The sequence below is a fragment of the Leclercia adecarboxylata genome (assembly GCF_006171285.1).
In the GTDB taxonomy this organism is placed as follows: Bacteria; Pseudomonadota; Gammaproteobacteria; order Enterobacterales; family Enterobacteriaceae; genus Enterobacter; species Enterobacter barmai.
Genome location: NZ_CP040889.1, coordinates 1 through 23991 on the forward strand (window position 1 = coordinate 1; position 23991 = coordinate 23991).

Here is a 23991-nt window from a genome sequence, read left to right on the forward strand (position 1 = left end):
AATATGTGTGAAAACGCCGTTCGAAATAACCTCAATCGATATTAAACAAAGCGGAAATAAAGGGTTAGCAACTCTTAAATCAATATCCGATGGCCTTTAAGATAATTGCAGAATTATAAAGAGGTCTTCATCGTGTCAAATACCATCCTGCCTGTTGAGGTGCCATCAGCGCACCGTTCTTCTGTGATCATCGCCCTGGCGAAGGGTGAACTGATGCCGGGTCCGCTGTGGCATAAACGCGACTACCGGCTGAAATTCTTCCTGCGCACGTTGCTGTTCTGGTCATCCACTACCCGTATGCTGGAGACGCTCTCCCGTCGCGACGATTTTTCCCTGTTACTGCGAGCACAGAGCACCCTGCCGGTGAAAACCCAGCGTCAGTATCTGACCCGTGGGTTAAGTGCAGGGGAGCGTGCCGACGCCATTCTCCATCATTACGCCTGGGTTGATGCGCTGCCGGACGCCAGCCTGGCCCGCATCTTTACCAGCCCGACGCCGCTTGCGCTACTGCAGTTCGCCACCAAAGACGACGCCAGTTACACGATCTACGCCACCAGCGCGGTTAAGGCTGAACGCGAGGGGGAAACCACGCTCTGGCTACGCGCCGGGGATAATACCCTGCTGGCGAGCCTGACCTTCAGCGTTACCCGCGATAACGGGCAAAGCGCGCTGGTGATTGGCGGCCTGCAGGGACCGCGCCGGGATGTCGGCCGGGAGACGATCAAGAATGCCACCCGCGCCTGCTATGGCCTGTTCCCTAAACGTATTCTGTTGGAAGCGATCTTCAATCTGGCGAAACAGTCAGGCATCAGCGCTATTTACGGCGTCAGCGATGCAGGCCACGTTTTGCGTGCCCTGCGCTATCGCTTCAGTAAAGGGCGTCATCTTCACGCCAGCTACGAAGAATTCTGGCAATCGCTGGGCGCAACACCGTGCGGAGCTTTCCGCTGGACCTTGCCAGCCGGTATGGAGCGTAAATCACTGGAGAGCATTGCCAGTAAAAAACGCGCCGAATACCGCCGCCGTTTTCAACTGCTTGATGAGATTGAACTGGCCTTAAGCCAGCGGTTTAGCCGCTAATACCTGCTTTCACCCCTGACAGGCAAAAATTTAACACAACCGCTAAAAAGCGCTGGACTTCCGCCGGGCGTAGTGTGGTATGGTTTAGCGAAGAACAGAGAATGTTGCCCAACTGTTAAAGTCCGCACAAGGAAAAGGCGTTGACTTTCAACAGATAAAAAGAGACCGAATACGATTCCTGTATTCGGTCCAGGGAAATGGCTCTTGGGAGAGAGCCGTGCGCTAAAAGTTGGCATTAATGCAGGCTAAGTCGCCTTGCACTTTAAGAATAGATGACGACGCCAGGTTTTCCAGTCCGCATCAAAAGTGGCCTGAAAAAAAGCGTTAGCCTGTCCTTAAACACAAAAACCGCAATGCTTCCGAAGAGAAGCCTGCGGTTTTTTTTATTGGAAGCGGGATGCTAGCAGAGCGTATTCGCGCGCTCGATAAACGGCGCCAGGCTCATCTTCTGCCCCGGGTTTGCCGGGTCATCAATCTGGATAATCGCGATCGGCTGGCCGTTGCTCTTACCGCTGTCGACCTGCTGCTGCGCCACGTCGTTCAGGGGATACTGCACCAGGGTGCTGGGATTAATGGCATACAGGGCATGGCCCGGACGGCAGGTCAGCATCACCTCTTCGCGGTTGAACGCCCATTTGTCTTTGCCCACTTCAAACCGGCTGACGGTAATCACCTGCGGTGCTGCCAGCGCCGTGCCGGAGCAGGCCAGCAATAATAAAGAAAGTACTGTTTTTTTCATTGTGTTCCACCTCGTCAGAAGGGTTCCCAGGTCGCGAACAGGCTGACTGCCGCCAGAACCAGCGCCCCCAGCACAACCTCAGTCTGCGTCATCCTGATAAAATACCGTTGCGCACGTCCGTCGTCAGAACGAAACCGCGGCACCAGAACATACCGATTCACCAGGGCAATTACCACCATCATTGCCACCAGCGCACATTTCAACAACAGCATACGTCCCCAGGCGGAGTGCCACGGCAGCGCCCAGCCCTGGATCAGCAGCGTATTCATCACCCCGGTGAGCACCACGCCCGCCACCGCCAGATGGCCGTAGCGAGAAAAACGCATCATGGTGTATACGGCGGCACGCTGCCAGCGTCCGCGGGACAGGCGCAGGCAAAAGAGCAGCGGTAACAGGCCGCCCAGCCAGCCTGCGGCACATAAAAGATGCAGACCCTGATTGCTGCGCTGGAACAGGCCCGTCACGCCATCATGCAACGCCGCATGTCCGGTTCCTGCCAGCAGGAAAAACTGCGCGGCGGTGAACAGCAAAATCAGCGACACGGCTTTTCGCGGCTGCAGCCAGGCGATCCAGAGGGTGATCAGAGCCAGGATCATCTGCCATAGCCAGATCTGGCCAAACTGTGTCGTGAGCACCGCTTGCCAGATGGACGGGTTAATCACATCCGGCCAGCCGTTGCCCATCATTCCCCCCTGTAGCGCCAGCAGCAGCATCGCGGCGAGCAGACTGGCGAGCGCGACCTTTTTTTGCTGTTCGCGAAAACGACGCGCCATGACACGCCGCAGCGAAACAGGCGCCAGCCATGCGCCGTACAGGGCATTGCCAAACAACACCATCAGGGCGGCAAAATGGGCGAAGCGCAGCGCGACGTAGCAGAACGCCAGCATCTTATTTCACGCTAAAACGGTAGCTACCCTCGGTCTTGTGACCATCCACGGAGACGACGTGCCACTTCACCGTATAGCTCCCTGGCGTCAGCGGAGCGGCCATCGGCACAATCATCTGGGTCGGATCCTTCTCGTTGCGTTTTACCGCCCCAAGCGCGACGGGTTGCTGTTTTTCATCCGTGACGCTCACGCCGCTGAACCGGGGCTCAATCCCCTCGGAGAAGTTGAGCGTCAGCGCCTGGGGTGCCGCGTCAACGGCGGCATCTGCAGCGGGATATTGATGCTGCAGATGGGCATGAGCAAAGACAGTCGGGGTCGCGAGAGAGGTCAGCAGCAATGTAAGAGTGCTGAACGTACGGGAAAGGCGGAGTGCCATCGCATATATTCCTTTTTGTTATGCCTGATTGTCAGAGGATAACTCTGTATAATGATCCAGTCGAGGATCATCCCGTCCGGACTTGTCAACGCCCCGCCGTTTGGGTAACGTTGGCCCGCAAATGAAGGAGACGGTTATGCATATTAATCTCGCCACCCTCCCCCAGGAGGAGATGGACAAAGTGAATGTCGATTTGGCCGCCGCAGGTGTGGCATTCAAAGAGCGCTACAACATGCCGGTGATCGCCGAAGTGGTAGAGCGCGAGCAGCCCTCGCATCTGCGCGACTGGTTTCGCGAGCGGCTCATTGCTCACCGATTAACCTCCGTCAACCTTTCGCGCCTGCCGTGGGAGCCGAAAGTTAAATAAACTTACCCGCGGTTACAGTTCCTTACACTGTTTATGCCAGGATGAAAACCCCTGATACATTCAGGGGCTTTATGAATCTCTGCGACTCCGTGTATAAGGAAATCACGATGTCCCACTGGAATATTGCTGCCGCACAGTACCGTCCAAATCATCATTGCGTTGATGACCATATCACGCACCATCTACGTTTTATAACCGCCGCCGCTCGCCTGCAGTGCAATTTAGTGCTCTTTCCGGAGCTGTCGTTAACCGGCCCGGCCCTGCCCGATGGCCAGCTTCCTGCACCGCCTGACGCTCAGCAGCTGACGCCTCTTATTGATGCCGCCCATACCCATAACGTCTCGGTGATTGCCGGGATCACCGTGGAAGTCAGGGGCAAGCGCCAGCCCGGACTGGCCTGGTTTACCCCGAACCAGCCCCGGGCCACGTTTTACCCCCATGGTGCCGGTGCCTGTCTGGAGAGCAGGCTCGGCGGCCTGAGTATCGTTGATTCTCAGCCCGATCAACCCAATATTGCCCCTGATGCCGCCCTGTTCACCCGGGGCATGGCGGTGAGTGAAACCGGCTGGTCTGCCACGTTTTCGCAGTTGCAGCGTTTTGCCCATCGCTATGCTATCGCTGTTCTGATGGCGAACCGCGACGGCGGAAGCGCCCTGTGGGATGCTAAAGGGCAATTAATCGTCCGCGCCGATCGTGGCGAGCTGTTATTGACCGGGCGCTTTGTTGAGCAGGGTTGGCAAGGTGAGATCATTCCATTACGCTAAACCTTTTACGGCCAGGAGAGAGCCATGCTACGTGTCATCGACACCGAAACCTGTGACCTGCAGGGGGGCATTGTGGAAGTCGCCTCTGTCGACGTTGTGAACGGGCAGATCGTCAATCCACGCAGCCATCTGGTCCGTCCGGATCGCCCTATCAGCCCGCAGGCGATGGCTATCCACCGCATCACCGAGGCGATGGTCGCCGATAAACCCTGGATTGAAGAGGTGATCCCGCACTACCACGGCAGCCCATGGTATGTGGCGCATAACGCCAGCTTCGATCGCCGCGTGCTGCCCGAAATGCCCGGGGAGTGGATCTGCACCATGAAGCTGGCGCGGCGCTTATGGCCGGGGATCAAATACAGCAATATGGCGCTCTACAAGTCGCGCAAGCTCAGCGTAAGAACGCCGGAAGGGTTGCACCACCACCGGGCCCTGTACGACTGCTATATCACCGCCGCGTTGCTCATCGACATCATGAACACCACCGGCTGGACCCCGGACGAGATGGCCGACATCACCGGACGCCCGGCGCTGCTGACCACCTTTACCTTCGGGAAATATCGCGGCAAAGCGGTGGCGGAAATCGCGGATAAGGATCCGGGCTATCTCCGCTGGCTGTATAACAACCTCGAGCGGATGAGCCCGGAGCTGCGTCTGACGCTGAAGCACTACCTGGGTGGATCCTGATCGACCTCTGCCGCCTGGCTGGTTAACGTCTCCTGAGCCAGGCCCACCAGAAACGCGTACTCCAGGGCTACCCCTTCATAGGATTTGAAGCGTCCGGACTTCCCGCCATGCCCGGCGTCCATGTCGGTGCAGAGCAGCAGTAAATTATCGTCGGTTTTCATTTCGCGCAGCTTCGCCACCCACTTCGCGGGCTCCCAGTACTGCACCTGGGAGTCATGCAAACCGGTGGTGACCAGCATGTGCGGATAGGCCTTCGCCCCGACGTTGTCGTAGGGACTGTAGTCTTTCATGTAGCGATAGTAGGTCTCATCCTGCGGATTGCCCCATTCTTCGTATTCGCCGATGGTCAGCGGGATGGACTCGTCCAGCATGGTGGTCAGGACATCCACAAACGGCACCTGGGCGATCACTCCTTTAAACAGCCCCGGGCGTTCGTTAATCACGGTGCCCATCAGCATCCCGCCCGCGCTGCCACCCATCGCAAAGCACTGTTTACGATCGCCATAGCCCAGCCCCAGCAGCCCCTCGCAGACGTCGAGGTAGTCATTGAAGGTGTTTTTCTTTTTCAGGAATTTGCCGTCTTCGTACCATTTTTGACCCAGCTCGCCGCCGCCCCGGATATGGGCGATAGCGAAGACAAATCCCCGGTCGAGCAGGCTTAAGCGGCTACCGCTGAAATCCGCGTCGATGCTGGAGCCGTAGGAGCCATAGCCGTAGATCAGGATCGGGTTTTTGCCCTTGCGGAAATGGTGCTTGTGGTAGACCAGCGAGACCGGAACTTCGGTGCCGTCGCGGGCGACAATCCACACGTGCTCGCTGCGATAAAGTTCGGCGTCAAACCCTTTCACCTCGGCCTGCTTCAGCACCCGGCGCTGTCCGGTGTCCATATCCAGCTCAAACAGGGTGTCAGGCGTGGTCATGGAGGAGTAGCCGTAGCGCAGACGTGAGGTTTCCGGCTCGGGGTTGTAGCCAATCCAGGTGACGTAGGCGGGATCGTCGAAGGCGATACCAATCACTTCCCGGGTTTTGCGGTTGATCTGCCGCAGGCTGGTGAGCCCGCGCTGGCGCTCTTCCACCACCAGCCAGTCGGTAAACAGGGTGAACCCTTCGAGCATCACCTGATCCCTGGGCGGGATCAGCACTTCCCATTTGCGTTCATCGCGCACCTTGGTTTTGTAGAGGCCAAAGTTTTTGCCTTCCCGGTTGGAGCGCAGATAGAAGGTGTGCTGGAAGTGATCGAGACTGTACTCGTGATCCTTGCGCCGCGGCATAAAGCACAGCGGCTGGGCGTCCGGCAGTTCGGCATCCAGCAGCAGCACTTCGGTGGTGGTGGCGCTGGCAAGGAAGATAATCACATAGTGTTTTGAGGTGGTCTTATGCAGGCTGACGTAAAAGGTTTCGTCTTTCTCCTCATACACCAGTTCGTCGCTTTTCGACGGCGTGCCCACCGTGTGCCGCCAGACCTGATAAGGGTGCAGGGTGGTGGCGTGCTTTTTGATGTAGTAGATCGTTTCGGAATCGTTGGCCCAGATAAAGTCGGGTGAGACGTTATCAAGCATCTCCGGGAACCAGTTCCCGGTCTCGAGATTGCGAAAACGCAGGCCATACTGCCGTCGGGAGAGGTAATCTTCGGCCAGTGCCATAGTGGCGTTATCCGGCGATACCGCCATTCCGCCCAGGGTATAAAACTCGCTGTGCGCCGCGCGCTGGTTCGCATCCAGCAGCGTCTCCCAGTCCTCCCACTCGGCGCAGAGTACCGACTGGCGCTGATAGATGGCGTATTCGTTACCGGGTTCATAAACGTGCCGGTAACGATAGCCATTTCGACTCCAGGGGGCTGAGACGTCACGCTGCGGGACGCGTTCGACCATTTCACCAAGCAGGCGATCCTGCAGCGCCTGCTGCGTCGCCATGACCCTGCGGCCATAGTCGTTTTCCGCGTGGAGGTAGTCCAGCACCTCCGGCTGCGAGCGGGTGTCGTCCCGCAACCAGTAATAGTTGTCGATACGCGTGTCACCGTGCGCGGTGAGAGCGTGCGGTATGCGTTGGGCTTTAGGTGGCATGGCGGTATGATTCTTTTACGTTTAACACCCTATAAGGTTGGCAAAACATGCGCACGATGCAAGCGAAACGGTGCTGACAGGGGTAAAAAACTAGCCGGGTAGCGCTTGTTTTTGCTGGCGAATATCCTGCTCAATCCCTTCCCGCACGTCCGCCGGGATTTTCAGCGCATCGCCCAGCGCATTGAGATAGCTGCGCTCCATAAAGTGATCGATATCGATGGCTGCACAGCTCAGGAAGTAGAGTTCCAGGGCCTCCTCTTCATTCTGGATCCCCTGAGCCAGACGCGCAGGATCGAGCGGTTGTTCGATGGCGCGCGCCACCAGCGCCCTGCCCTGCTCCTCCACGCCCGCTTCCCGCAGCTGCTGTTCAATGGCGGCCCGCTCCTGGTCGTCGATATGGCCGTCACTCTTGGCGGCAAAGACCAGCGCCAGGATCAGCCTTTCGGTGCGCACGTCCAGCGGCGAGGCCTGCTGTCCAAACTGTGGCTCGTCCTGGTGCGCGCTGCGTATTCTGTCTTTGTACTTGTTCCACAGCACGGTACCGGCAATGGCACCACCGCCGGCAAGCAGGGCACCGGTGCCGTATTTGCTGAATAACTTACGCGAGGATTTATTCGCCACCAGCAGCCCGGCGAGGCCGCCAAGCGCGCCCGGCGTCAGCATTTTGCTTAAGCCTTCACCGGACGATGACGACCCTTTCTGCCCGAGCAGAGACTGTAGTTGATTCAACCAGTTTGACATGTTTACCCTCACTAAACGGTGGATGAATTTCTCAGCGTAAGCGAGGGGATGTCAGGAAATGTCTGCGTCAGCAAAAGAAGCGAAAATTCATCTCTTCGACGACAAATACTGCGCGCTGCCCGCTTTACAGTCGATCTTAACCTGATAGTGAATATCGGTATTTTTGCCGCGCACCGTCAGCGGTACCGTCCAATGGTCGTTCTCCCCTTTCACCTGCTTAGGATTGATCCAGGCGACCGGATCGGCCTGGCCCAGCGTTTTCTGATCGTCCGCCCAGCGCACAATGCGGTTTTGCAGATAATCCCGCTTCACGCTGGCGGCAATCCCTTCGGCATCCTGACCTTCGCAGGCCGGAAATTTCACGGTTTTTTCATCTGCAGCCTGGGCCGTCAGGCTGGCGGCCAGCAGTGCTATCGCTACCCCTGTTTTGTTCATCATGCTCTCCTGTTTTGGTTCAACAAAAGCATGGTCGAAAAATGGCGCGATGCAAATAACCGCCTGTCAGCCTGATGGATTTTCGCAACACAAGACAGACGCAAACGTTTTCGTTTATACTGCGCGCAACTTTTTCAGGGGAATTATTATGACTCGTTTAGGAACTGCGCTGCGTCCGGCAGCGACGCGTGTGATGCTGCTGGGCTCGGGTGAACTGGGCAAAGAGGTGGCCATTGAGTGCCAGCGTCTGGGTGTCGAAGTGATCGCCGTTGACCGCTATGCCGATGCGCCAGCGATGCACGTTGCTCACCGCTCACACGTCATTAATATGCTAGATGGCGATGCCCTGCGCGCCCTGATCGCCAAAGAGCAGCCGCACTTTGTGGTGCCGGAAATCGAAGCTATCGCCACCGACACCCTGCTGGCGCTGGAAGCTGAAGGCCAGCGCGTGGTGCCCTGCGCCCGCGCCGCGAAGCTGACCATGAACCGGGAAGGTATTCGTCGTCTGGCGGCGGAAGAGCTGGCTCTGCCCACCTCAAGCTACCGTTTCGCCGACAGCAAAGCTGATTTTCTGCAGGCCGTCGCCGAAATTGGCTACCCGTGCATCATTAAGCCGGTGATGAGCTCCTCCGGTAAAGGGCAGAGCTTTGTGCGCAGCCCAGAGCAGCTGGATAAAGCCTGGGATTACGCCCAACAGGGCGGCCGCGCCGGGGCCGGACGCGTGATCGTTGAGGGGGTGGTGAAGTTTGATTTTGAGATCACCCTCCTGACCGTCAGCGCCGTCGATGGCGTCCATTTCTGCGATCCTATTGGTCATCGCCAGGAAGATGGCGACTACCGTGAATCCTGGCAGCCGCAGCAGATGAGCCCGCTGGCCCGGGAACGGGCCGAGGAGATCTCCCGCAAAGTGGTGCTGGCCCTGGGCGGCCACGGCCTGTTTGGCGTGGAGCTGTTCGTCTGCGGTGACGAGGTGATCTTCAGCGAAGTCTCTCCGCGTCCGCACGACACCGGTATGGTGACCTTAATTTCGCAGGATCTCTCTGAGTTTGCCCTGCACGTTCGTGCTTTCCTCGGCCTGCCGGTCGGCGGCGTGCGTCAGTACGGCCCGGCGGCGTCGGCGGTGATCCTGCCGCAGCTGACCAGCCAGAACGTCACCTTTGATAACGTCGATGCCGCAGTGGGCGCAGGCCTGCAGCTGCGTCTGTTCGGTAAGCCGGAGATCGAGGGCTCGCGTCGTCTGGGCGTGGCGCTGGCAACGGCCGACAGCGTAGAAGACGCCGTTGAGCGGGCAAAAAAAGCCGCCGCCAGCGTGCAGGTTGCAGGATAAAAAAACGGGCCGCCTGGCCCGTTTTTATTGGCGTAGGCCGGGTAAGGCGAAGCCGCCACCCGGCAAAACAAAACCTTACTGCTGCGCGCCTTCTACCGCTTCGCGCGCCAGCTTGGTGATGCGATCCCAGTCGCCCGCTTCCATCGCGTCCGCCGGAACCAGCCAGGAGCCGCCGATGCACAGCACGCTCTTCAGCGCCAGGTAGTCACGGTAGTTCGCCGGAGAGATACCGCCAGTCGGGCAGAAACGGACGTTAGCGAACGGACCTGCGATAGCCTGCAGCGCTTTGGTGCCGCCGTTGGCTTCCGCCGGGAAGAATTTGAACTCCTGCAGGCCGTAGTCCAGACCCAGCATCAGCTCAGACACGGTGCTGATGCCCGGGATCAGCGGGATAGAGCCTTCGGTAGCGGCTTTCAGCAGAGGCTCGGTCAGGCCCGGGCTGATGGCGAACTGCGCACCGGCTTCGGTCACTTCAGCCAGCTGCTGCGGGTTCAGGACGGTGCCTGCACCGATGATCGCTTCCGGTACTTCTTTGGCGATGGCGCGAATGGCATCCATTGCACAGGCAGTACGCAGCGTGACTTCCAGTACGCGTACACCGCCCGCAACCAGCGCTTTCGCCATCGGGACTGCGTGTTCCAGCTTATTAATCACGATAACCGGCACTACCGGGCCAGTTTTCAGGATTGCTTCTGCACTTGTATTCCAGTTTTTCATCAGAGTTTTTCTCTCGCCAGATCGATAATTCTTGTCGTCTTAAAACGTAATACAGGTCGCGCCCTGTTCTGCACCCGAGAAGTTCTCGCGTAACGCGCTGAACATTTCGCGTCCCGTTCCCACGCGCGATGCGCTCAGGTCAGGAATATGCGGCTTACGTGCGGCCAGTACCGCCTCATCCACCAGTAAGGTCAACTCGCCTGTCTGACCGTTAACGCGGATGATATCGCCATCGTACACTTTCGCCAGCAGTCCACCGTCATAAGCTTCCGGGGTGACGTGGATGGCGGAAGGCACTTTACCCGATGCACCGGAGAGGCGTCCATCGGTAACTAACGCAATTTTGAAACGGCGGTCCAATAATACACCAAGTGGCGGCATTAGTTTATGTAATTCTGGCATTCCGTTCGCTTTGGGTCCCTGATGACGGACAACAACGACGCAATCTTTGTCCAGCAGACCGGCTTCAAAGGCTGGCAGCACGTCATGCTGGCTTTCGAAAACAACCGCCGGGGCTTCAATAACCTGATTTTCCACAGGAACCGCAGAAGTCTTCATCACCGCACGGCCCAGGTTGCCGTTCAGCACTTTGGTGCCGCCGTGGTGGGAGAAGGGCTTGTCAAAGGTGGCTATTACGCTGTCATCCAGCGAGGCCTGCGCCCCTTCGCGCCAGTCCAGCTCGCCGTCGTTCAGCCACGGCTCTAAGGTGTAGCGTTTCAGGCCGAAACCGGCCACAGTGTTAACATCTTCATGCAGCAGGCCGCCTTTCATCAGCTCACGCATCAGCACCGGGACGCCGCCCGCGGCCTGGAAATGGTTGATATCGGCCGGGCCATTCGGATACAGACGGGTCATCAGCGGAACCACTTCAGACAGGTCAGAGAAATCATCCCAGTTGATCTGGATCCCGGCCGCACGCGCCATCGCCACCATGTGCATGGTGTGGTTCGTAGAGCCGCCCGTCGCCAGCAGGGCCACGATACCGTTCACCACCACTTTCTCGTCGACCATTTTACCGAGCGGCATCCACTCGTTGCCGTTACCGGTCAGACGGGTCACCTGGCGGGCAGCGGCTGCGGTCAGCGCTTCGCGCAACGGGGCGTCAGGATGGACAAACGACGAACCCGGCAGCTGCATCCCCATAAACTCCACCACCATCTGGTTGGTGTTGGCGGTGCCGTAGAAGGTACAGGTACCCGGAGCATGGTAGGAGGCGGCCTCGGACTCCAGCAGCGCCATGCGATCCACTTTGCCTTCGGCATAGAGCTGGCGAATACGCACTTTCTCTTTGTTGGCAAGGCCGCTCGCCATCGGGCCTGACGGTACGAACAGCGCAGGCAGATGACCAAACGACAGCGCCGCCATCGTCAGGCCCGGGACAATCTTGTCGCACACGCCGAGGTAGAGCGCGCCATCAAACATGTTATGGGACAGCCCCACCGCCGTGGACATGGCGATCACTTCGCGGCTCAGCAGGGACAGCTCCATCCCGTCCTGGCCTTGAGTTACACCGTCGCACATGGCAGGCACACCGCCCGCGACCTGGCCTACCGCATTGGCCTGGTGCAGCGCTTTACGAATGATATCCGGGTAGGTCTCATACGGCTGGTGCGCCGAGAGCATGTCGTTGTAGGAGGTGATGATGGCGATATTGTTACGCAGCATGCTTTTCAGCGAGGCTTTATCTTCTGGCTGGCAGGCAGCAAAACCGTGCGCCAGATTGCCGCAGGCCAGCTGCGAACGATGAACCGTATCGGACTTCGCCTGCTGGATGCGAGCGAGGTAGGCAGAACGGGTCTGTTTTGAACGCTCAACGATGCGTTGTGTTACCCGTAACAATGTCGAATTCATAGAAGCTCCTGTCATTTATCTGTCCGCGCTCTGGAATTAACAAAGTGTTTAGCAGGTAGTAACATCGCTGAAACGCTTGATTGCCGGAGCTCTGGGGCAAAATCGCTGCAGGCAGTGTAATAAAAAAAGCTCCGGGTGGAAATCCACCCGGAGCTTAAATGATTAATTATTGTGCGCTGGCCTGAGCCAGATCATGTTACCGGTAAAATACCCCGTAGGGATTAGCGGTAAACCTTATTCGAACTCGTTCCAGGAACGGCCATCACGGGTGATCATCGCCACCGAGGCAACCGGTCCCCAGGTGCCCGCCTGATACGGTTTCGGTGCGTCCTGATCCGCCGCCCATGCTTCAGTGATGGAGTCGACCCACTTCCACGCCTCTTCCACTTCGTCACGGCGTACGAACAGCGCCTGAATACCGCGCATGGTTTCCAGCAGCAGACGCTCGTAAGCATCCGCCAGATGCGTCTGGTTGAAGGTTTCGGAGTAGCTCAGATCCAGCTTGGTGGTCTGAAGGTTGTGCTTGTGGTCCAGACCCGGCACCTTGTTCAGTACCTGGATGTCCACGCCTTCGTCCGGCTGCAGACGGATGGTCAGTTTGTTCTGCGGCAGCTCCTGCCAGGACTCTTTGAACAGGTTCAGTTCCGGGTTTTTGAAATACACGACCACTTCAGAGCATTTCGCAGGCAGACGTTTACCGGTACGCAGGTAGAACGGAACGCCCGCCCAGCGCCAGTCATCAATATCCACGCGGATCGCCACAAACGTCTCGGTGTTGCTGGTTTTGTTCGCGCCCTCTTCCTCAAGGTAGCCCGGTACTTTTTTGCCCTGGGCAAAGCCGGCGGTGTACTGGCCGCGGACCGTTTTTTCGCGCACGTTGGAGCGATCGATACGGCGCAGGGACTTCAGGACTTTCACTTTCGCGTCGCGGATGCTGTCCGCGCTGAGATCCGACGGCGGAGACATGGCAATCATGCACAGAACCTGCAGCAGGTGGTTCTGGATCATGTCGCGCATCTGACCGGCCTGGTCGAAGTAGCCCCAGCGCCCTTCAATACCCACCTCTTCCGCTACCGTGATCTCCACATGATCGATAGTGCGGTTATCCCAGTTATTCACGAACAGGGAGTTGGCAAAGCGCAGCGCCAGCAGGTTCAGTACCGTCTCTTTACCGAGATAGTGGTCAATACGGTAAACCTGGCACTCTTCAAAGTATTCGCCGACCTGATCGTTGATTTCGCGGGAGGTCGCCAGCGAGGTGCCCAGCGGCTTTTCCATCACCACGCGCGCAGGCTTGGCGTTCAGCTTCGCTTCGCCCAGCCCTTTGCAGATGGCGCCGAAGGTGCTTGGCGGCATGGCGAAGTAGTTAATGGTGACGCGATTTTTTTGATCGAGCATTGCGCTCAGGTTGGCAAATGCCGACGTGTCGTTCACGTCGAGGTTGCAGAAATCGAGACGTCCGCTCAGCGTATCCCACAAACTTTCATCGATTTTCTCTTTCATGAAAGTTTCCAGCGCTTCACGCACGATTTTGGTATACGCGTCTTTATCCCAGTCCGCACGGCCTACGCCCAGGATGCGGGTGTCCGGGTGGATTTGACCCGCTTTTTCCAGTTGATACAGGGAAGGCAGCAATTTACGGCGTGCAAGATCGCCTTTCGCGCCGAAAATGACCAGGTCACATGCCTGGGCTGTTTGCGTTACCGCCATGTCATTCTCCTCAGTTGGATACCCTGGTGCTTTTGCCAGAATATCGTTGTAATTTTATTACATGCACTGTACTGCTTTTACGTCATTCCCGAAACCATTTGCGCTTATCCTCGCGTGCGATACGGCGATATTTCGCCCGCGGCGCGCATCGGGTCGGGTCATGGCGGTGAAACAGGTGAAACTTTGTTCTGCCAGGCCGTTGCTAAAATCCGACAGCGATCAAGTAATGAAAAAAAACAACAACATTTTTTCCACGGTTTGACCCTTTCGGCATATCACAGGCGTATATTCTTGCTAATTCGAATCGCGATTTCACCCATTAATGAAATCGCTTCCACCGATGAGCGTCGTGTTAAAAATGAACATGCTGGAAAAAATCCAGTTTCAACTGGAACACCTTAGCAAATCCGAGCGAAAAGTGGCTGAAGTAATTCTCGCCGCCCCCGCTCAGGCCATTCATTCCAGCATTGCCGCCCTGGCGCAGGAGTCCGGGGTTAGCGAACCGACCGTCAACCGGTTCTGCCGCAGCATGGAGACACGTGGATTCCCTGATTTTAAACTGCATCTGGCGCAAAGTCTGGCGAACGGTACGCCTTATGTGAACCGTAACGTTGATGAAGACGACAGCGTGGAGGCATATACCGGCAAGATTTTCGAATCGGCCATGGCGACGCTGGATCAGGTGCGCCAGTCGCTGGATATGACCTCGGTTAACCGCGCTGTGGATCTGCTGACCCAGGCAAAGAAAATTGCCTTCTTTGGCCTCGGGTCATCCGCCGCGGTCGCCCACGATGCGATGAACAAATTTTTTCGTTTTAACGTCCCGGTTATCTATTCTGACGACATCGTGCTGCAACGCATGAGCTGTATGAATTGTAACGAAGATGACGTAGTGGTTCTGATATCGCATACTGGCCGCACCAAAAGTCTGGTTGAACTGGCGCAGCTGGCGCGTGAAAACGATGCCATGGTGATCGCGCTCACCACCACCGGTACACCGCTGGCGCGTGAAGCGACCCTGGCGATCACCCTCGACGTGCCCGAAGACACCGATATCTATATGCCGATGGTGTCGCGTCTGGCGCAGCTTACCGTCATCGATGTGCTCGCCACCGGCTTTACCCTGCGCCGCGGGGCGAAATTCAGAGATAACTTGAAGCGCGTCAAGGAAGCGCTTAAGGAATCGCGTTTTGATAAAGAATTGTTCATTAAGGGCGATGTTCCCTGATCGTCAATAACTTAGTTGTTTCTTTTTTCGGCATTCGGTAAGTTTCCAGTTTCAATAAAGACGGACAACGTGCCGAATCATCGTTCACGCAACACCAGGTTGTTTCAGACAACGGAGTATTACATGTCCAGAAGGCTTCGCAGAACCAAGATCGTTACTACCTTAGGCCCGGCAACTGACCGCGATAATAACCTCGAGAAAATCATCGCCGCAGGCGCCAACGTAGTGCGTATGAACTTCTCTCACGGTACGCCGGAAGATCATAAATTACGTGCAGACAAGGTCCGTGAGATCGCGGCAAAACTGGGACGTCATGTTGCTATCCTCGGTGATCTGCAGGGTCCAAAGATTCGTGTTTCCACCTTTAAAGAGGGCAAAGTTTTCCTCAACATCGGTGATAAGTTCCTGCTCGACGCCAACCTGAGCAAAGGCGAAGGCGATAAAGAGAAAGTCGGGATCGACTATAAAGGACTGCCTGCTGACGTGGTGCCGGGCGATATCCTGCTGCTCGACGACGGCCGCGTTCAGTTGAAAGTGCTGGAAGTGAATGGCATGAAGGTCTTCACCGAAGTGACCGTTGGCGGCCCGCTCTCTAACAATAAAGGCATTAACAAGCTGGGCGGCGGCCTCTCTGCCGAAGCCCTGACCGAAAAAGACAAAGCTGACATCATCACCGCCGCTGAAATCGGCGTGGATTACCTGGCCGTCTCCTTCCCGCGCTGCGGCGAAGATCTGAACTATGCCCGCCGCCTGGCGCGCGATGCAGGCTGCGATGCCAAAATCGTGGCAAAAGTAGAGCGTGCTGAAGCGGTCTGTAGTCAGGATGCGATGGATGACATCATCCTGGCCTCCGACGTGGTGATGGTAGCCCGTGGTGACCTGGGCGTTGAAATTGGCGACCCGGAACTGGTCGGGATCCAGAAGGCGCTGATCCGCCGCGCGCGTCAGCTTAACCGCTCTGTGATCACCGCGACCCAGATGATGGAGTCGATGATCACTAACCCAATGCCGACCCGTGCGGAAGTTATGGACGTGGCGAACGCCGTGCTCGACGGCACCGATGCCGTGATGCTGTCAGCCGAAACCGCTGCAGGTCAGTATCCGGCAGAGACCGTGGCCGCGATGGCGCGTGTCTGCCTGGGTGCAGAGAAGATCCCAAGCATCAACGTCTCCAAGCACCGTCTGGACATTCAGTTCGACAACGTGGAAGAAGCGATTGCAATGTCCGCCATGTATGCGGCAAACCACCTGAAGGGCGTTACCGCCATCATCACCATGACCGAATCCGGCCGCACCGCGCTAATGACCTCCCGTATCAGCTCCGGCCTGCCGATCTTCGCTATGTCCCGTCATGAGCGCACCCTGAACCTGACCGCCCTGTACCGTGGCGTGACGCCGGTGTTCTTCGACAGCAACAGCGACGGCGTGGCTGCGGCCAACGACGCCGTGAACCTGCTGCGCGATAAAGGCTATCTGGTCTCCGGGGATATCGTTATCGTGACTCAGGGCGATGTGATGAGCACCATCGGTTCGACCAACACCACCCGCGTGATGACCGTCGAGTAATTCGACGGTTTTGCCGGGTGGCGCTGCGCTTACCCGGCCAGGTGACTCTTCCCTCTCCCCTATGGGGAGAGGGTCAGGGTGAGGGGTATTTTTATTTCTTCATTTCTTTATTTCTTCGGATACAGCTCTTTGCGCTTGTACGGCTCTTTCTCGCCGGGCTTACGCGTCTTCAACAGCTTCAGGATCCAGGTGTACTGCTCCGCATGCGGCCCCACCAGAATCTCCACCTCTTCGTTCATCCGGCGCGCAATCGTATTGTCGTCAGCGGTGAGCAGGTCATCCATCGGCGGGCGCACTTCAATCGTCAGGCGATGGGTTTTGCCATCGTAAATCGGGAATAACGGGATCACCCGCGCCTGGCATACTTTCATTAACCGGCCAATGGCGGGCAGGGTCGCCTTATAGGTAGCAAAGAAATCAACAAACTCGCTGTGTTCAGGCCCGTGATCCTGGTCCGGCAGATAATAGCCCCAGTAGCCCTGGCGAACAGACTTAATAAAGGGTTTGATGCCGTCGTTACGGGCATGCAGGCGGCCGCCAAAGCGACGGCGCACCGTGTTCCATACGTAATCGAAGACCTTGTTCCCCTGATTGTGAAACATCGCCGCCATTTTCTGCCCCTGGGAGGCCATCAGCATCGCCGGGATATCCACGCCCCAGCCGTGCGGCACCAGGAAAATCACCTTTTCGTCGTTGCGACGCATCTCCTCAATGATCTCCAGCCCTTTCCAGTCGACACGGCTGGCCACTTTTTCTGGCCCGCGAATAGCCAGCTCGCCCATCATCGCCATCGCCTGCGGCGCGGTGGTGAACATCTCATCGATGATCGCTTCACGCTCCGCTTCGCTCTTCTCCGGGAAGCAGTAGAAGAGGTTGATCTGCGCGCGACGGCGGGCGCTTTTACCCAGCCTGCCCGTCAGGCGCCCTACTTTACCGAGGAGAGGATCGCGCACGGACGCCGGGAGCATCGCAATACCCGCAAAGGCATAGACACCCAGCCAGGCGCCCCAGAAGCGCGGGTGACGAAAGGATTTCTCAAATTCCGGAATGTATTCACTGTTGTTTTTTTGGGTTTCCATGCTTTTTCCAGGGCGGGTGATGCTTAAAAGAGTAATGCGTTAGTTTAGCGAGGCCATGCGCAAGGCACAAAAGAAAAAGCCGGTGCAGTCATGCACCGGCTTTGATTGCTGCAGAATTAATCCAGCATCAGCTGCGGAATAACCTCTTTGACCTGCGCCAGATAATCGCTGCGGTCTTTGCCGGTCAGCCCTTCCGTACGCGGCAGCTTGGCCGTTAACGGGTTGACCGCCTGCTGGTTGATCCATACTTCATAATGCAGGTGCGGACCGGTTGAACGGCCGGTATTACCGGAGAGCGCAATACGGTCGCCACGTTTAACCTTCTGGCCCGGCTTCACCAGCAGCTTACGCAGGTGCATATAGCGGGTGGTATAGGTGCGCCCGTGACGGACGGCGACATAATAGCCTGCCGCGCCGCTGCGTTTTGCCATTACCACTTCGCCGTCACCGACTGCCAGAACCGGCGTGCCCTGCGGCATGGCGAAGTCCACGCCACGGTGCGGCGCAACGCGACCGGTGACCGGATTCAGACGACGCGGGTTAAAGTTCGAAGAGACACGGAACTGTTTTGAGGTCGGGAAGCGTAAGAAGCCTTTCGCCAGACCGGTACCGTTACGATCGTAGAATTTACCGTCTTCGGCGCGGATGGCGTAATAATCTTTACCGTCCGAGCGTAAACGAACCCCCAGCAGCTGGCTCTGCTCGCGCTTGCCGTCCAGCATTTCGCGGGACATCAGCACCGAGTATGAATCGCCTTTTTTCAGCTTACGGAAGTCCATCTGCCACTGCATGGCTTTGATCACGGAACTGATTTCACCGCTGGTGAGCCCTGCGTCACGGGCGCTGGCAACAAAGCTGCCGTTGCCTAAGGTGCCTTTGATGGCGCTGTTAACCCAGTCGCCCTGCTGCATTTCGCTGCTCATCTTGAAACCGTTTTCAACGCGATCGTAGGTACGGGTTTCACGACGGGATACTTCCCAGGTCAGGCGCTGTAAATCACCGCTGTCGGTGAGGGTCCAGGAGAGCTGCTGGCCAATTTTCAGGTTTCGCAGATCTTTATCAGAGGCAGCAAGACGGCTGATTTCACCCATATCGATACCGTACTGATTCAGCACGCTGCTTAAGGTATCGCCCGTTGACACGACATATTCGTGCACGCCGACTTCGGCTTCGGTTTTTTCATCCAGCTCATCCTGAGGGATGGCTTCTTCTTCCTGTGGCGCCTGATCGATAGGTTCACTGGCTTCCGGCAGCAGCGAGCGGATTTCGTTCTTTTCCAGCTCGATGGTCCTGATAACCGGTGCGGAATTAGGATGATAGACAAAGGGTCGCCAGACGGCGACCGCTAAGGTGAGAACTGTAAGCGACCCCAGCATGACGCGGTGGGGCCGGGGCAGATTGTTAAATGCCAGGGCGACAGAGCGGGCTATCTGTTGCACGTAATCACTTCCTCGTTAATCTCCTTTCAGGCAGCTCGCATACTGGTTCGCCAGTTGGCTGAGGAACTGCGAATAGCTCGCTTTGCTCAACTGGATAGAGGTTCCCAGTGGGTCAAGGGTGCCCATACGCACGGACGTACCCCTTGCCACGGCTTCAACGACCGCTGGCCTGAACTGTGGCTCAGCAAAAACGCAGGTCGCTTTTTGCTCAACCAACTGTGTTCTGATTTCATGTAAACGCTGCGCACCAGGTTGAATTTCTGGATTCACGGTGAAGTGACCAAGCGGCGTAAGACCGTAGTGTTTTTCGTAGTAGCCGTAGGCATCATGAAAAACGAAATATCCTTTACCTTTCAATGGTGCGAGCTCGGTACCCACCTGCTTGTCGGTTGCGGCAAGTTGTGCCTCAAAATCCTTCAGGTTGGCGTCTAGTTTGGCTCGACTTTGCGGCATAAGTTCCACTAATTTTTCGTGGATTGCAACCGCCGAAAGCCGCGCTATTTCTGGTGAGAGCCAGAGGTGCATATTGTACTCACCATGATGGTGATGCTCGTCACCTTTTTCCGCGCTACCATGGTCATGATCGTGGTCGTGATCGTCGTCGTCGTCCCCTTTCATGAGAAGCGGTTTCACGCCTGCCAGATTAGAAATATTAACCTGTTTAGCCTCAGGCAACTGATTCGCTGACTTCTGCATGAAGGCTTCCATGTCGGGACCAATCCAAACAACTAAGTCCGCGTTTTGTAAGCGTTTTACATCGGAAGGACGCAGGGAATAGTCGTGTTCTGAGGCGCCATCAGGCAGTAAAACCTGCGTTTCAGTGACCCCATCAGCGATAGCTGAGGCGATAAAACCGAGCGGTTTAAGCGAAGCGACTACGGCGGCGTTAACATCTTGTGCTGTTGAACCCCAAAGTGCAGCGGATAGTGCTGCGAAAAGAAGCGTACTTTTCTGTAACATAATGCGACTTATCATCGTAATGAACGTGTGGAATGTGATATTATAACATTCGATGACTTCTGCAAGCATAAATTGACATGACGAATCTGGTATCTCTCGAAAATATTTCGGTTTCATTTGGTCAGCGCCGCGTCCTCTCTGACGTTTCGCTGGATCTGAAACCCGGCAAAATTCTGACGCTTCTGGGTCCAAACGGTGCGGGTAAGTCCACGCTGGTGCGGGTTGTACTCGGCCTGGTAGCACCGGACTCAGGCCTGATCAAGCGTGACCGGCAGCTGCGTATTGGCTATGTGCCTCAGAAGCTGCACCTTGACGCCACGCTGCCGCTGACGGTCAGCCGCTTTCTGAGACTGCGCCCCGATACGCGCAAAGAGGATATTCTTCCGGCGCTTAAGCGTGTGCAGGCCGGGCATCTGATTGAAGCGCCCCTGCAAAAGCTCTCCGGCGGCGAGACCCAACGCGTGCTGCTGGCCCGTGCGCTTTTGAACAAACCGCAGCTGCTGGTGCTCGATGAACCGACTCAGGGTGTGGATGTTAACGGACAGGTTGCGCTGTATGATCTGATCGATCAGCTGCGTAAAGAGCTGGACTGCGCCGTGCTGATGGTGTCCCACGACCTGCATCTGGTGATGGCGAAAACCGACGAAGTGCTCTGCCTGAACCACCACATCTGCTGCTCCGGCACGCCGGAAGTGGTCTCCATGCATCCCGAATTTATCTCGATGTTTGGCCCACGCGGCGCTGAACAGCTGGGCATTTATCGCCACCATCACAACCACCGCCATGATTTGCAGGGACGCATTGTCCTTCGCCGGGGAAACGGTAACTCATGATTGAACTATTACTGCCCGGCTGTCTGGCCGGGATAATGCTCGCCTGCGCGGCGGGTCCACTGGGCTCGTTTGTCGTCTGGCGCCGGATGTCCTACTTTGGCGATACGCTGGCCCATGCTTCTCTGCTGGGGGTGGCGTTTGGTTTACTGCTGGATGTGAATCCTTTTTACGCGGTGATTGCGGTGACGCTGCTGCTGGCGGCGGGTCTGGTGTGGCTTGAAAAACGCCCGCACCTTGCGGTGGATACGCTGCTTGGGATCATGGCCCACAGCGCCCTGTCGCTGGGTCTGGTGGTGGTGAGCCTGATGTCCAACATCCGCGTGGATCTGATGGCCTATCTGTTTGGCGATCTGCTGGCGGTCACGCCGGACGACCTGATTGCCATCGCCATCGGAGTGGTGATTGTTCTGGCTATCCTGCTGTGGCAGTGGCGCAACCTGCTGGCAATGACCATCAGCCCGGATTTAGCCTTTGTTGATGGCGTGAAACTGCAGCGCGTAAAACTGCTGCTGATGCTGGTGACCGCGTTGACCATTGGCGTGGCGATGAAGTTTGTCGGGGCGCTGATCATCACCTCCCTGTTGATTATCCCTGCCGCCACCGCACGTCGTTTTGCCCGTACGCCGGAGCAGATGGCCGGTGTGGCTGTGGGTGTGGGGATGATCGCGGTGACCGGCGGATTAACCTTCTCGGCATTTTATGACACCCCTGCCGGGCCGTCCGTGGTGCTGTGTGCGGCTACGCTGTTTATCTTCAGTATGATGAAGAAGCCTGCCAGCTGAGGTATTGCCCGGTGGCGCTACGCTTACCGGGCCTACGGAATTGTGCTTTTGTAGGCCGGGTAAGGCGCAGCCGCCACCCGGCAATGTCCAAAGTGATTAAGGCATCTGCGGCGGCGTAATGCCAAAGTGGTCCCAGGCTCTTACCGTCGCCATGCGCCCGCGCGGCGTACGCTGCAAAAAGCCCTGCTGGATCAGATACGGCTCCAGCACATCCTCGATAGTTTCCCGCTCTTCACCAATCGCCGCCGCCAGGTTATCCAGCCCCACCGGCCCGCCGAAGAACTTGTCCAGCACCGCCAGCAGCAGCTTACGGTCCATATAGTCAAACCCTTCGGCATCGACGTTCAGCATATCCAGCGCCTGGGCAGCAATATCCAGCGAGATGGTGCCGTCGTGCTTCACTTCGGCAAAATCGCGCACCCTGCGCAGTAGGCGGTTGGCGATACGCGGCGTGCCGCGGGAGCGCTTCGCCACTTCGAAAGCCCCCTCTTCGCTCATATCCAGCCCCATGTAGCGCGCGCTTCGGCTCACAATATGCTGGAGATCGGGCACCTGGTAAAACTCAAGGCGCTGCACGATGCCGAAACGATCGCGCAGCGGCGAGGTTAAGGAACCCGCGCGGGTGGTGGCGCCAATCAGGGTGAAAGGCGGGAGGTCGATTTTAATCGAACGCGCGGCCGGGCCTTCGCCAATCATGATATCCAGCTGGTAGTCTTCCATCGCCGGATAGAGCACCTCTTCCACCACCGGTGACAGGCGATGGATCTCATCGATAAACAGCACATCGTGGGGTTCGAGGTTGGTCAGCATCGCCGCCAGATCGCCCGCCTTTTCCAGCACCGGGCCGGAGGTGGTGCGCAGATTGACGCCCATCTCGTTGGCGACGATATTGGCGAGGGTGGTTTTCCCGAGCCCTGGCGGGCCGAAAATCAGCAGGTGATCGAGGGCGTCGCCGCGAAGTTTCGCCGCCTGGATGAAGATCTCCATCTGCGAGCGCACCTGCGGCTGGCCAATATACTCATCAAGCAGCTTCGGGCGGATCGCCCTGTCCACCAGATCTTCTGTCTGAACGCTGCCTGCTGAGACCAGACGGTCTGCTTCAATCATCCTTTACCTCACAATGCGGCGCGCAGCGCTTCACGAATCAGGGTTTCACTGGTAGCGTCCGGTTTAGCCACTTTACTGACCATTCGGCTCGCTTCCTGAGGTTTATAGCCCAGCGCCACCAGCGCGGCAACCGCTTCCTGTTCCGCATCATCTGTTGCCGGGCCCGCCGGCGAAGTCAGCACGAGGTCGGCAGCAGGGGTAAACAGATCGCCATGCAGACCTTTGAAGCGATCTTTCATCTCGACAATCAGGCGCTCGGCCGTTTTCTTACCAATGCCCGGAAGTTTAATCAGGGCGGCGGGATCTTCACGCTCAACGGCGTTAACGAACTGCGCAGCCGACATCCCGGAGAGGATCGCCAGCGCCAGCTTTGGCCCCACGCCGTTGGTTTTGATCAGCTCTTTAAACAGGGTGCGTTCCTGCTTGTTGTTAAAGCCAAACAGCAGCTGGGCATCTTCACGCACCACGAAGTGAGTAAAGATAATCGCCTCTTTGCCCGCGTCCGGCAACTCATAGAAGCAGGTCATCGGCATGTGCACTTCATAGCCCACGCCTGCGGCCTCAAGCAGCACTATCGGGGGTTGTTTTTCTAAGATGATGCCTCTGAGTCTGCCTATCACGTGACGCTCCTGCGTTAAGGGCTAAAAGTTACCGCTGCCATAATAAAAAAAGGCTGGATAAACATCCAGCCTGATTTCACACATTTAGCGTAATCGACCGCGCGCCAGGTTGAGCCGCGACTCGCTAATCTGCATCGCGTTCTGGCTAACGTGGCAATGGGTAATGGCAATTGCCAGCGCATCAGCGGCATCCGCCTGTGGATTGGCGGGCAGTTTTAGCAGGGTACGCACCATGTGCTGCACCTGGCTTTTATCTGCCCCACCGTTCCCCACCACGGTCTGCTTGACCTGCCGCGCGGCGTATTCAAACACCGGCAGATCCTGGTTCACCGCGGCGACAATCGCCACGCCGCGCGCCTGACCCAGCTTCAGCGCCGAGTCGGCGTTCTTCGCCATAAACACCTGTTCGATGGCGAAATAGTCCGGCTGGAACTGAGTGATAATCTCCGTCACGCCCGCGTAAATAAGCTTCAGGCGCGACGGCAGATCGTCCACTTTTGTACGGATACAGCCGCTGCCCAGGTAGGTTAACTGACGCCCGACCTGGCGGATAACGCCATAACCGGTGATGCGTGAGCCCGGGTCAATACCGAGAATAATCGCCATCACGCCGCTCCGGTTATCGGTTTAGGT

24 protein-coding genes are annotated in these 23991 nt (G+C 57.2%); 9 read left to right on the forward strand and 15 right to left on the reverse strand.

Translation table 11 applies throughout. The annotated features are described in order from the left end of the window. The first annotated feature begins 132 nt into the window (after nucleotides 1-132). Nucleotides 133-1080 (forward strand): VirK/YbjX family protein, encoded by a 948-nt coding sequence (locus FHN83_RS01770; protein WP_255296486.1) that lies wholly within the window; start codon nucleotides 133-135, stop codon nucleotides 1078-1080. Between the two features lie 400 nt (nucleotides 1081-1480). Here FHN83_RS01770 and FHN83_RS01775 read toward each other — a convergent pair whose 3' ends face one another. From FHN83_RS01775 to yobA, 3 genes are read right to left on the reverse strand one after another with little or no spacing between them, the layout of a single operon-like run. Then, a complete protein-coding gene (locus tag FHN83_RS01775) occupies nucleotides 1481-1819 on the reverse strand; it encodes a YebY family protein (RefSeq protein ID WP_039030807.1) in 339 nt (112 codons plus the stop codon). Nucleotides 1820-1833: 14 nt separating this feature from the next. After that, nucleotides 1834-2706, reverse strand: a complete 873-nt coding sequence (gene copD, locus FHN83_RS01780; protein WP_139563073.1) for a copper homeostasis membrane protein CopD — start codon at nucleotides 2704-2706, stop codon at nucleotides 1834-1836. A gap of 1 nt (nucleotide 2707) precedes the next feature. Continuing rightward, nucleotides 2708-3082 carry a CopC domain-containing protein YobA gene (gene yobA, locus FHN83_RS01785; protein WP_139563074.1) on the reverse strand — a complete coding sequence of 125 codons (375 nt, stop codon included), beginning with the start codon at nucleotides 3080-3082 and terminating at the stop codon, nucleotides 2708-2710. 136 nt (nucleotides 3083-3218) lie between these two features. Between yobA and FHN83_RS01790 the strand changes: the two genes are divergently transcribed. The 3 genes from FHN83_RS01790 to exoX all read left to right on the forward strand — a co-directional run bounded on the left by FHN83_RS01790 (nucleotide 3219) and on the right by exoX (nucleotide 4900). Then, complete coding sequence (locus FHN83_RS01790; protein ID WP_039030810.1) at nucleotides 3219-3449, forward strand: DNA polymerase III subunit theta; 231 nt, start codon at nucleotides 3219-3221, stop codon at nucleotides 3447-3449. 107 nt (nucleotides 3450-3556) lie between these two features. Beyond that, the gene (locus FHN83_RS01795) at nucleotides 3557-4213 is read left to right on the forward strand and encodes a nitrilase-related carbon-nitrogen hydrolase (protein WP_138369344.1); all 657 of its coding nucleotides are present in this window, start codon (nucleotides 3557-3559) and stop codon (nucleotides 4211-4213) included. Between the two features lie 24 nt (nucleotides 4214-4237). After that, nucleotides 4238-4900 (forward strand): exodeoxyribonuclease X, encoded by a 663-nt coding sequence (exoX, locus tag FHN83_RS01800; protein ID WP_039030812.1) that lies wholly within the window; start codon nucleotides 4238-4240, stop codon nucleotides 4898-4900. Here exoX and ptrB read toward each other — a convergent pair. The 3 genes from ptrB to yebF form a co-directional block, all read right to left on the reverse strand. Then, on the reverse strand, nucleotides 4882-6963 hold the full coding sequence (ptrB, locus tag FHN83_RS01805) for an oligopeptidase B (protein WP_139563075.1): 2082 nt from the start codon (nucleotides 6961-6963) through the stop codon (nucleotides 4882-4884). The two genes, exoX and ptrB, sit on opposite strands and share 19 nt — an antisense overlap. Nucleotides 6964-7053: 90 nt before the next feature. Next, nucleotides 7054-7704 (reverse strand): tellurite resistance TerB family protein, encoded by a 651-nt coding sequence (locus tag FHN83_RS01810; RefSeq protein WP_139563076.1) that lies wholly within the window; start codon nucleotides 7702-7704, stop codon nucleotides 7054-7056. Between the two features lie 87 nt (nucleotides 7705-7791). Continuing rightward, nucleotides 7792-8139 (reverse strand): protein YebF, encoded by a 348-nt coding sequence (yebF, locus tag FHN83_RS01815; RefSeq protein ID WP_039030815.1) that lies wholly within the window; start codon nucleotides 8137-8139, stop codon nucleotides 7792-7794. Nucleotides 8140-8287: 148 nt separating this feature from the next. Between yebF and purT the strand changes: the two genes are divergently transcribed. After that, the gene (purT, locus tag FHN83_RS01820; RefSeq protein WP_139563077.1) at nucleotides 8288-9466 is read left to right on the forward strand and encodes a formate-dependent phosphoribosylglycinamide formyltransferase; all 1179 of its coding nucleotides are present in this window, start codon (nucleotides 8288-8290) and stop codon (nucleotides 9464-9466) included. A 75-nt stretch (nucleotides 9467-9541) separates the two neighbouring features. Here the strand turns inward: purT and FHN83_RS01825 are convergent, their stop codons facing one another. The 3 genes from FHN83_RS01825 to zwf all read right to left on the reverse strand — a co-directional run bounded on the left by FHN83_RS01825 (nucleotide 9542) and on the right by zwf (nucleotide 13744). Then, nucleotides 9542-10183: a bifunctional 4-hydroxy-2-oxoglutarate aldolase/2-dehydro-3-deoxy-phosphogluconate aldolase gene (locus FHN83_RS01825; protein WP_039030817.1), complete on the reverse strand. Its 642-nt coding sequence runs from the start codon at nucleotides 10181-10183 to the stop codon at nucleotides 9542-9544. Nucleotides 10184-10222: 39 nt separating this feature from the next. Further along, nucleotides 10223-12034, reverse strand: coding sequence for a phosphogluconate dehydratase (gene edd / locus FHN83_RS01830; protein WP_139563078.1), 1812 nt, complete (start codon nucleotides 12032-12034; stop codon nucleotides 10223-10225). 234 nt (nucleotides 12035-12268) lie between these two features. Beyond that, nucleotides 12269-13744, reverse strand: coding sequence for a glucose-6-phosphate dehydrogenase (gene zwf / locus FHN83_RS01835; protein ID WP_039030819.1), 1476 nt, complete (start codon nucleotides 13742-13744; stop codon nucleotides 12269-12271). Nucleotides 13745-14066: 322 nt separating this feature from the next. Here zwf and FHN83_RS01840 point away from each other — a divergent pair, with 322 nt between their 5' ends. Beyond that, nucleotides 14067-14972 carry a MurR/RpiR family transcriptional regulator gene (locus FHN83_RS01840; protein WP_072036696.1) on the forward strand — a complete coding sequence of 302 codons (906 nt, stop codon included), beginning with the start codon at nucleotides 14067-14069 and terminating at the stop codon, nucleotides 14970-14972. 123 nt (nucleotides 14973-15095) lie between these two features. Further along, a complete protein-coding gene (pyk, locus tag FHN83_RS01845) occupies nucleotides 15096-16538 on the forward strand; it encodes a pyruvate kinase (protein ID WP_039030820.1) in 1443 nt (480 codons plus the stop codon). A gap of 107 nt (nucleotides 16539-16645) precedes the next feature. Here the strand turns inward: pyk and lpxM are convergent, their stop codons facing one another. The 3 genes from lpxM to znuA form a co-directional block, all read right to left on the reverse strand. Further along, the gene (lpxM, locus tag FHN83_RS01850; RefSeq protein WP_139563079.1) at nucleotides 16646-17617 is read right to left on the reverse strand and encodes a lauroyl-Kdo(2)-lipid IV(A) myristoyltransferase; all 972 of its coding nucleotides are present in this window, start codon (nucleotides 17615-17617) and stop codon (nucleotides 16646-16648) included. Nucleotides 17618-17733: 116 nt separating this feature from the next. Further along, nucleotides 17734-19056 (reverse strand): murein DD-endopeptidase MepM, encoded by a 1323-nt coding sequence (mepM, locus tag FHN83_RS01855; protein WP_139563080.1) that lies wholly within the window; start codon nucleotides 19054-19056, stop codon nucleotides 17734-17736. Nucleotides 19057-19071: 15 nt separating this feature from the next. Beyond that, nucleotides 19072-20016, reverse strand: a complete 945-nt coding sequence (znuA, locus tag FHN83_RS01860) for a zinc ABC transporter substrate-binding protein ZnuA (RefSeq protein WP_139565403.1) — start codon at nucleotides 20014-20016, stop codon at nucleotides 19072-19074. 77 nt (nucleotides 20017-20093) lie between these two features. Between znuA and znuC the strand changes: the two genes are divergently transcribed. Both znuC and znuB read left to right on the forward strand, forming a co-directional pair. Next, nucleotides 20094-20849: a zinc ABC transporter ATP-binding protein ZnuC gene (gene znuC / locus FHN83_RS01865; protein WP_039030823.1), complete on the forward strand. Its 756-nt coding sequence runs from the start codon at nucleotides 20094-20096 to the stop codon at nucleotides 20847-20849. After that, nucleotides 20846-21631: a zinc ABC transporter permease subunit ZnuB gene (gene znuB, locus FHN83_RS01870; protein ID WP_139563081.1), complete on the forward strand. Its 786-nt coding sequence runs from the start codon at nucleotides 20846-20848 to the stop codon at nucleotides 21629-21631. Before znuC ends, znuB begins: the two co-directional genes overlap by 4 nt. 96 nt (nucleotides 21632-21727) lie before the next feature. Here znuB and ruvB read toward each other — a convergent pair whose 3' ends face one another. From ruvB to ruvC, 3 genes are all read right to left on the reverse strand, one after another. After that, nucleotides 21728-22738 carry a Holliday junction branch migration DNA helicase RuvB gene (gene ruvB / locus FHN83_RS01875; protein ID WP_039030825.1) on the reverse strand — a complete coding sequence of 337 codons (1011 nt, stop codon included), beginning with the start codon at nucleotides 22736-22738 and terminating at the stop codon, nucleotides 21728-21730. An 8-nt stretch (nucleotides 22739-22746) separates the two neighbouring features. Further along, nucleotides 22747-23358, reverse strand: coding sequence for a Holliday junction branch migration protein RuvA (gene ruvA, locus FHN83_RS01880; RefSeq protein WP_039030826.1), 612 nt, complete (start codon nucleotides 23356-23358; stop codon nucleotides 22747-22749). Between the two features lie 84 nt (nucleotides 23359-23442). Continuing rightward, entirely contained in the window at nucleotides 23443-23964 is a 522-nt protein-coding gene (ruvC, locus tag FHN83_RS01885) for a crossover junction endodeoxyribonuclease RuvC (protein ID WP_039030827.1), read from the reverse strand. Nucleotides 23965-23991: the final 27 nt, after the last annotated feature.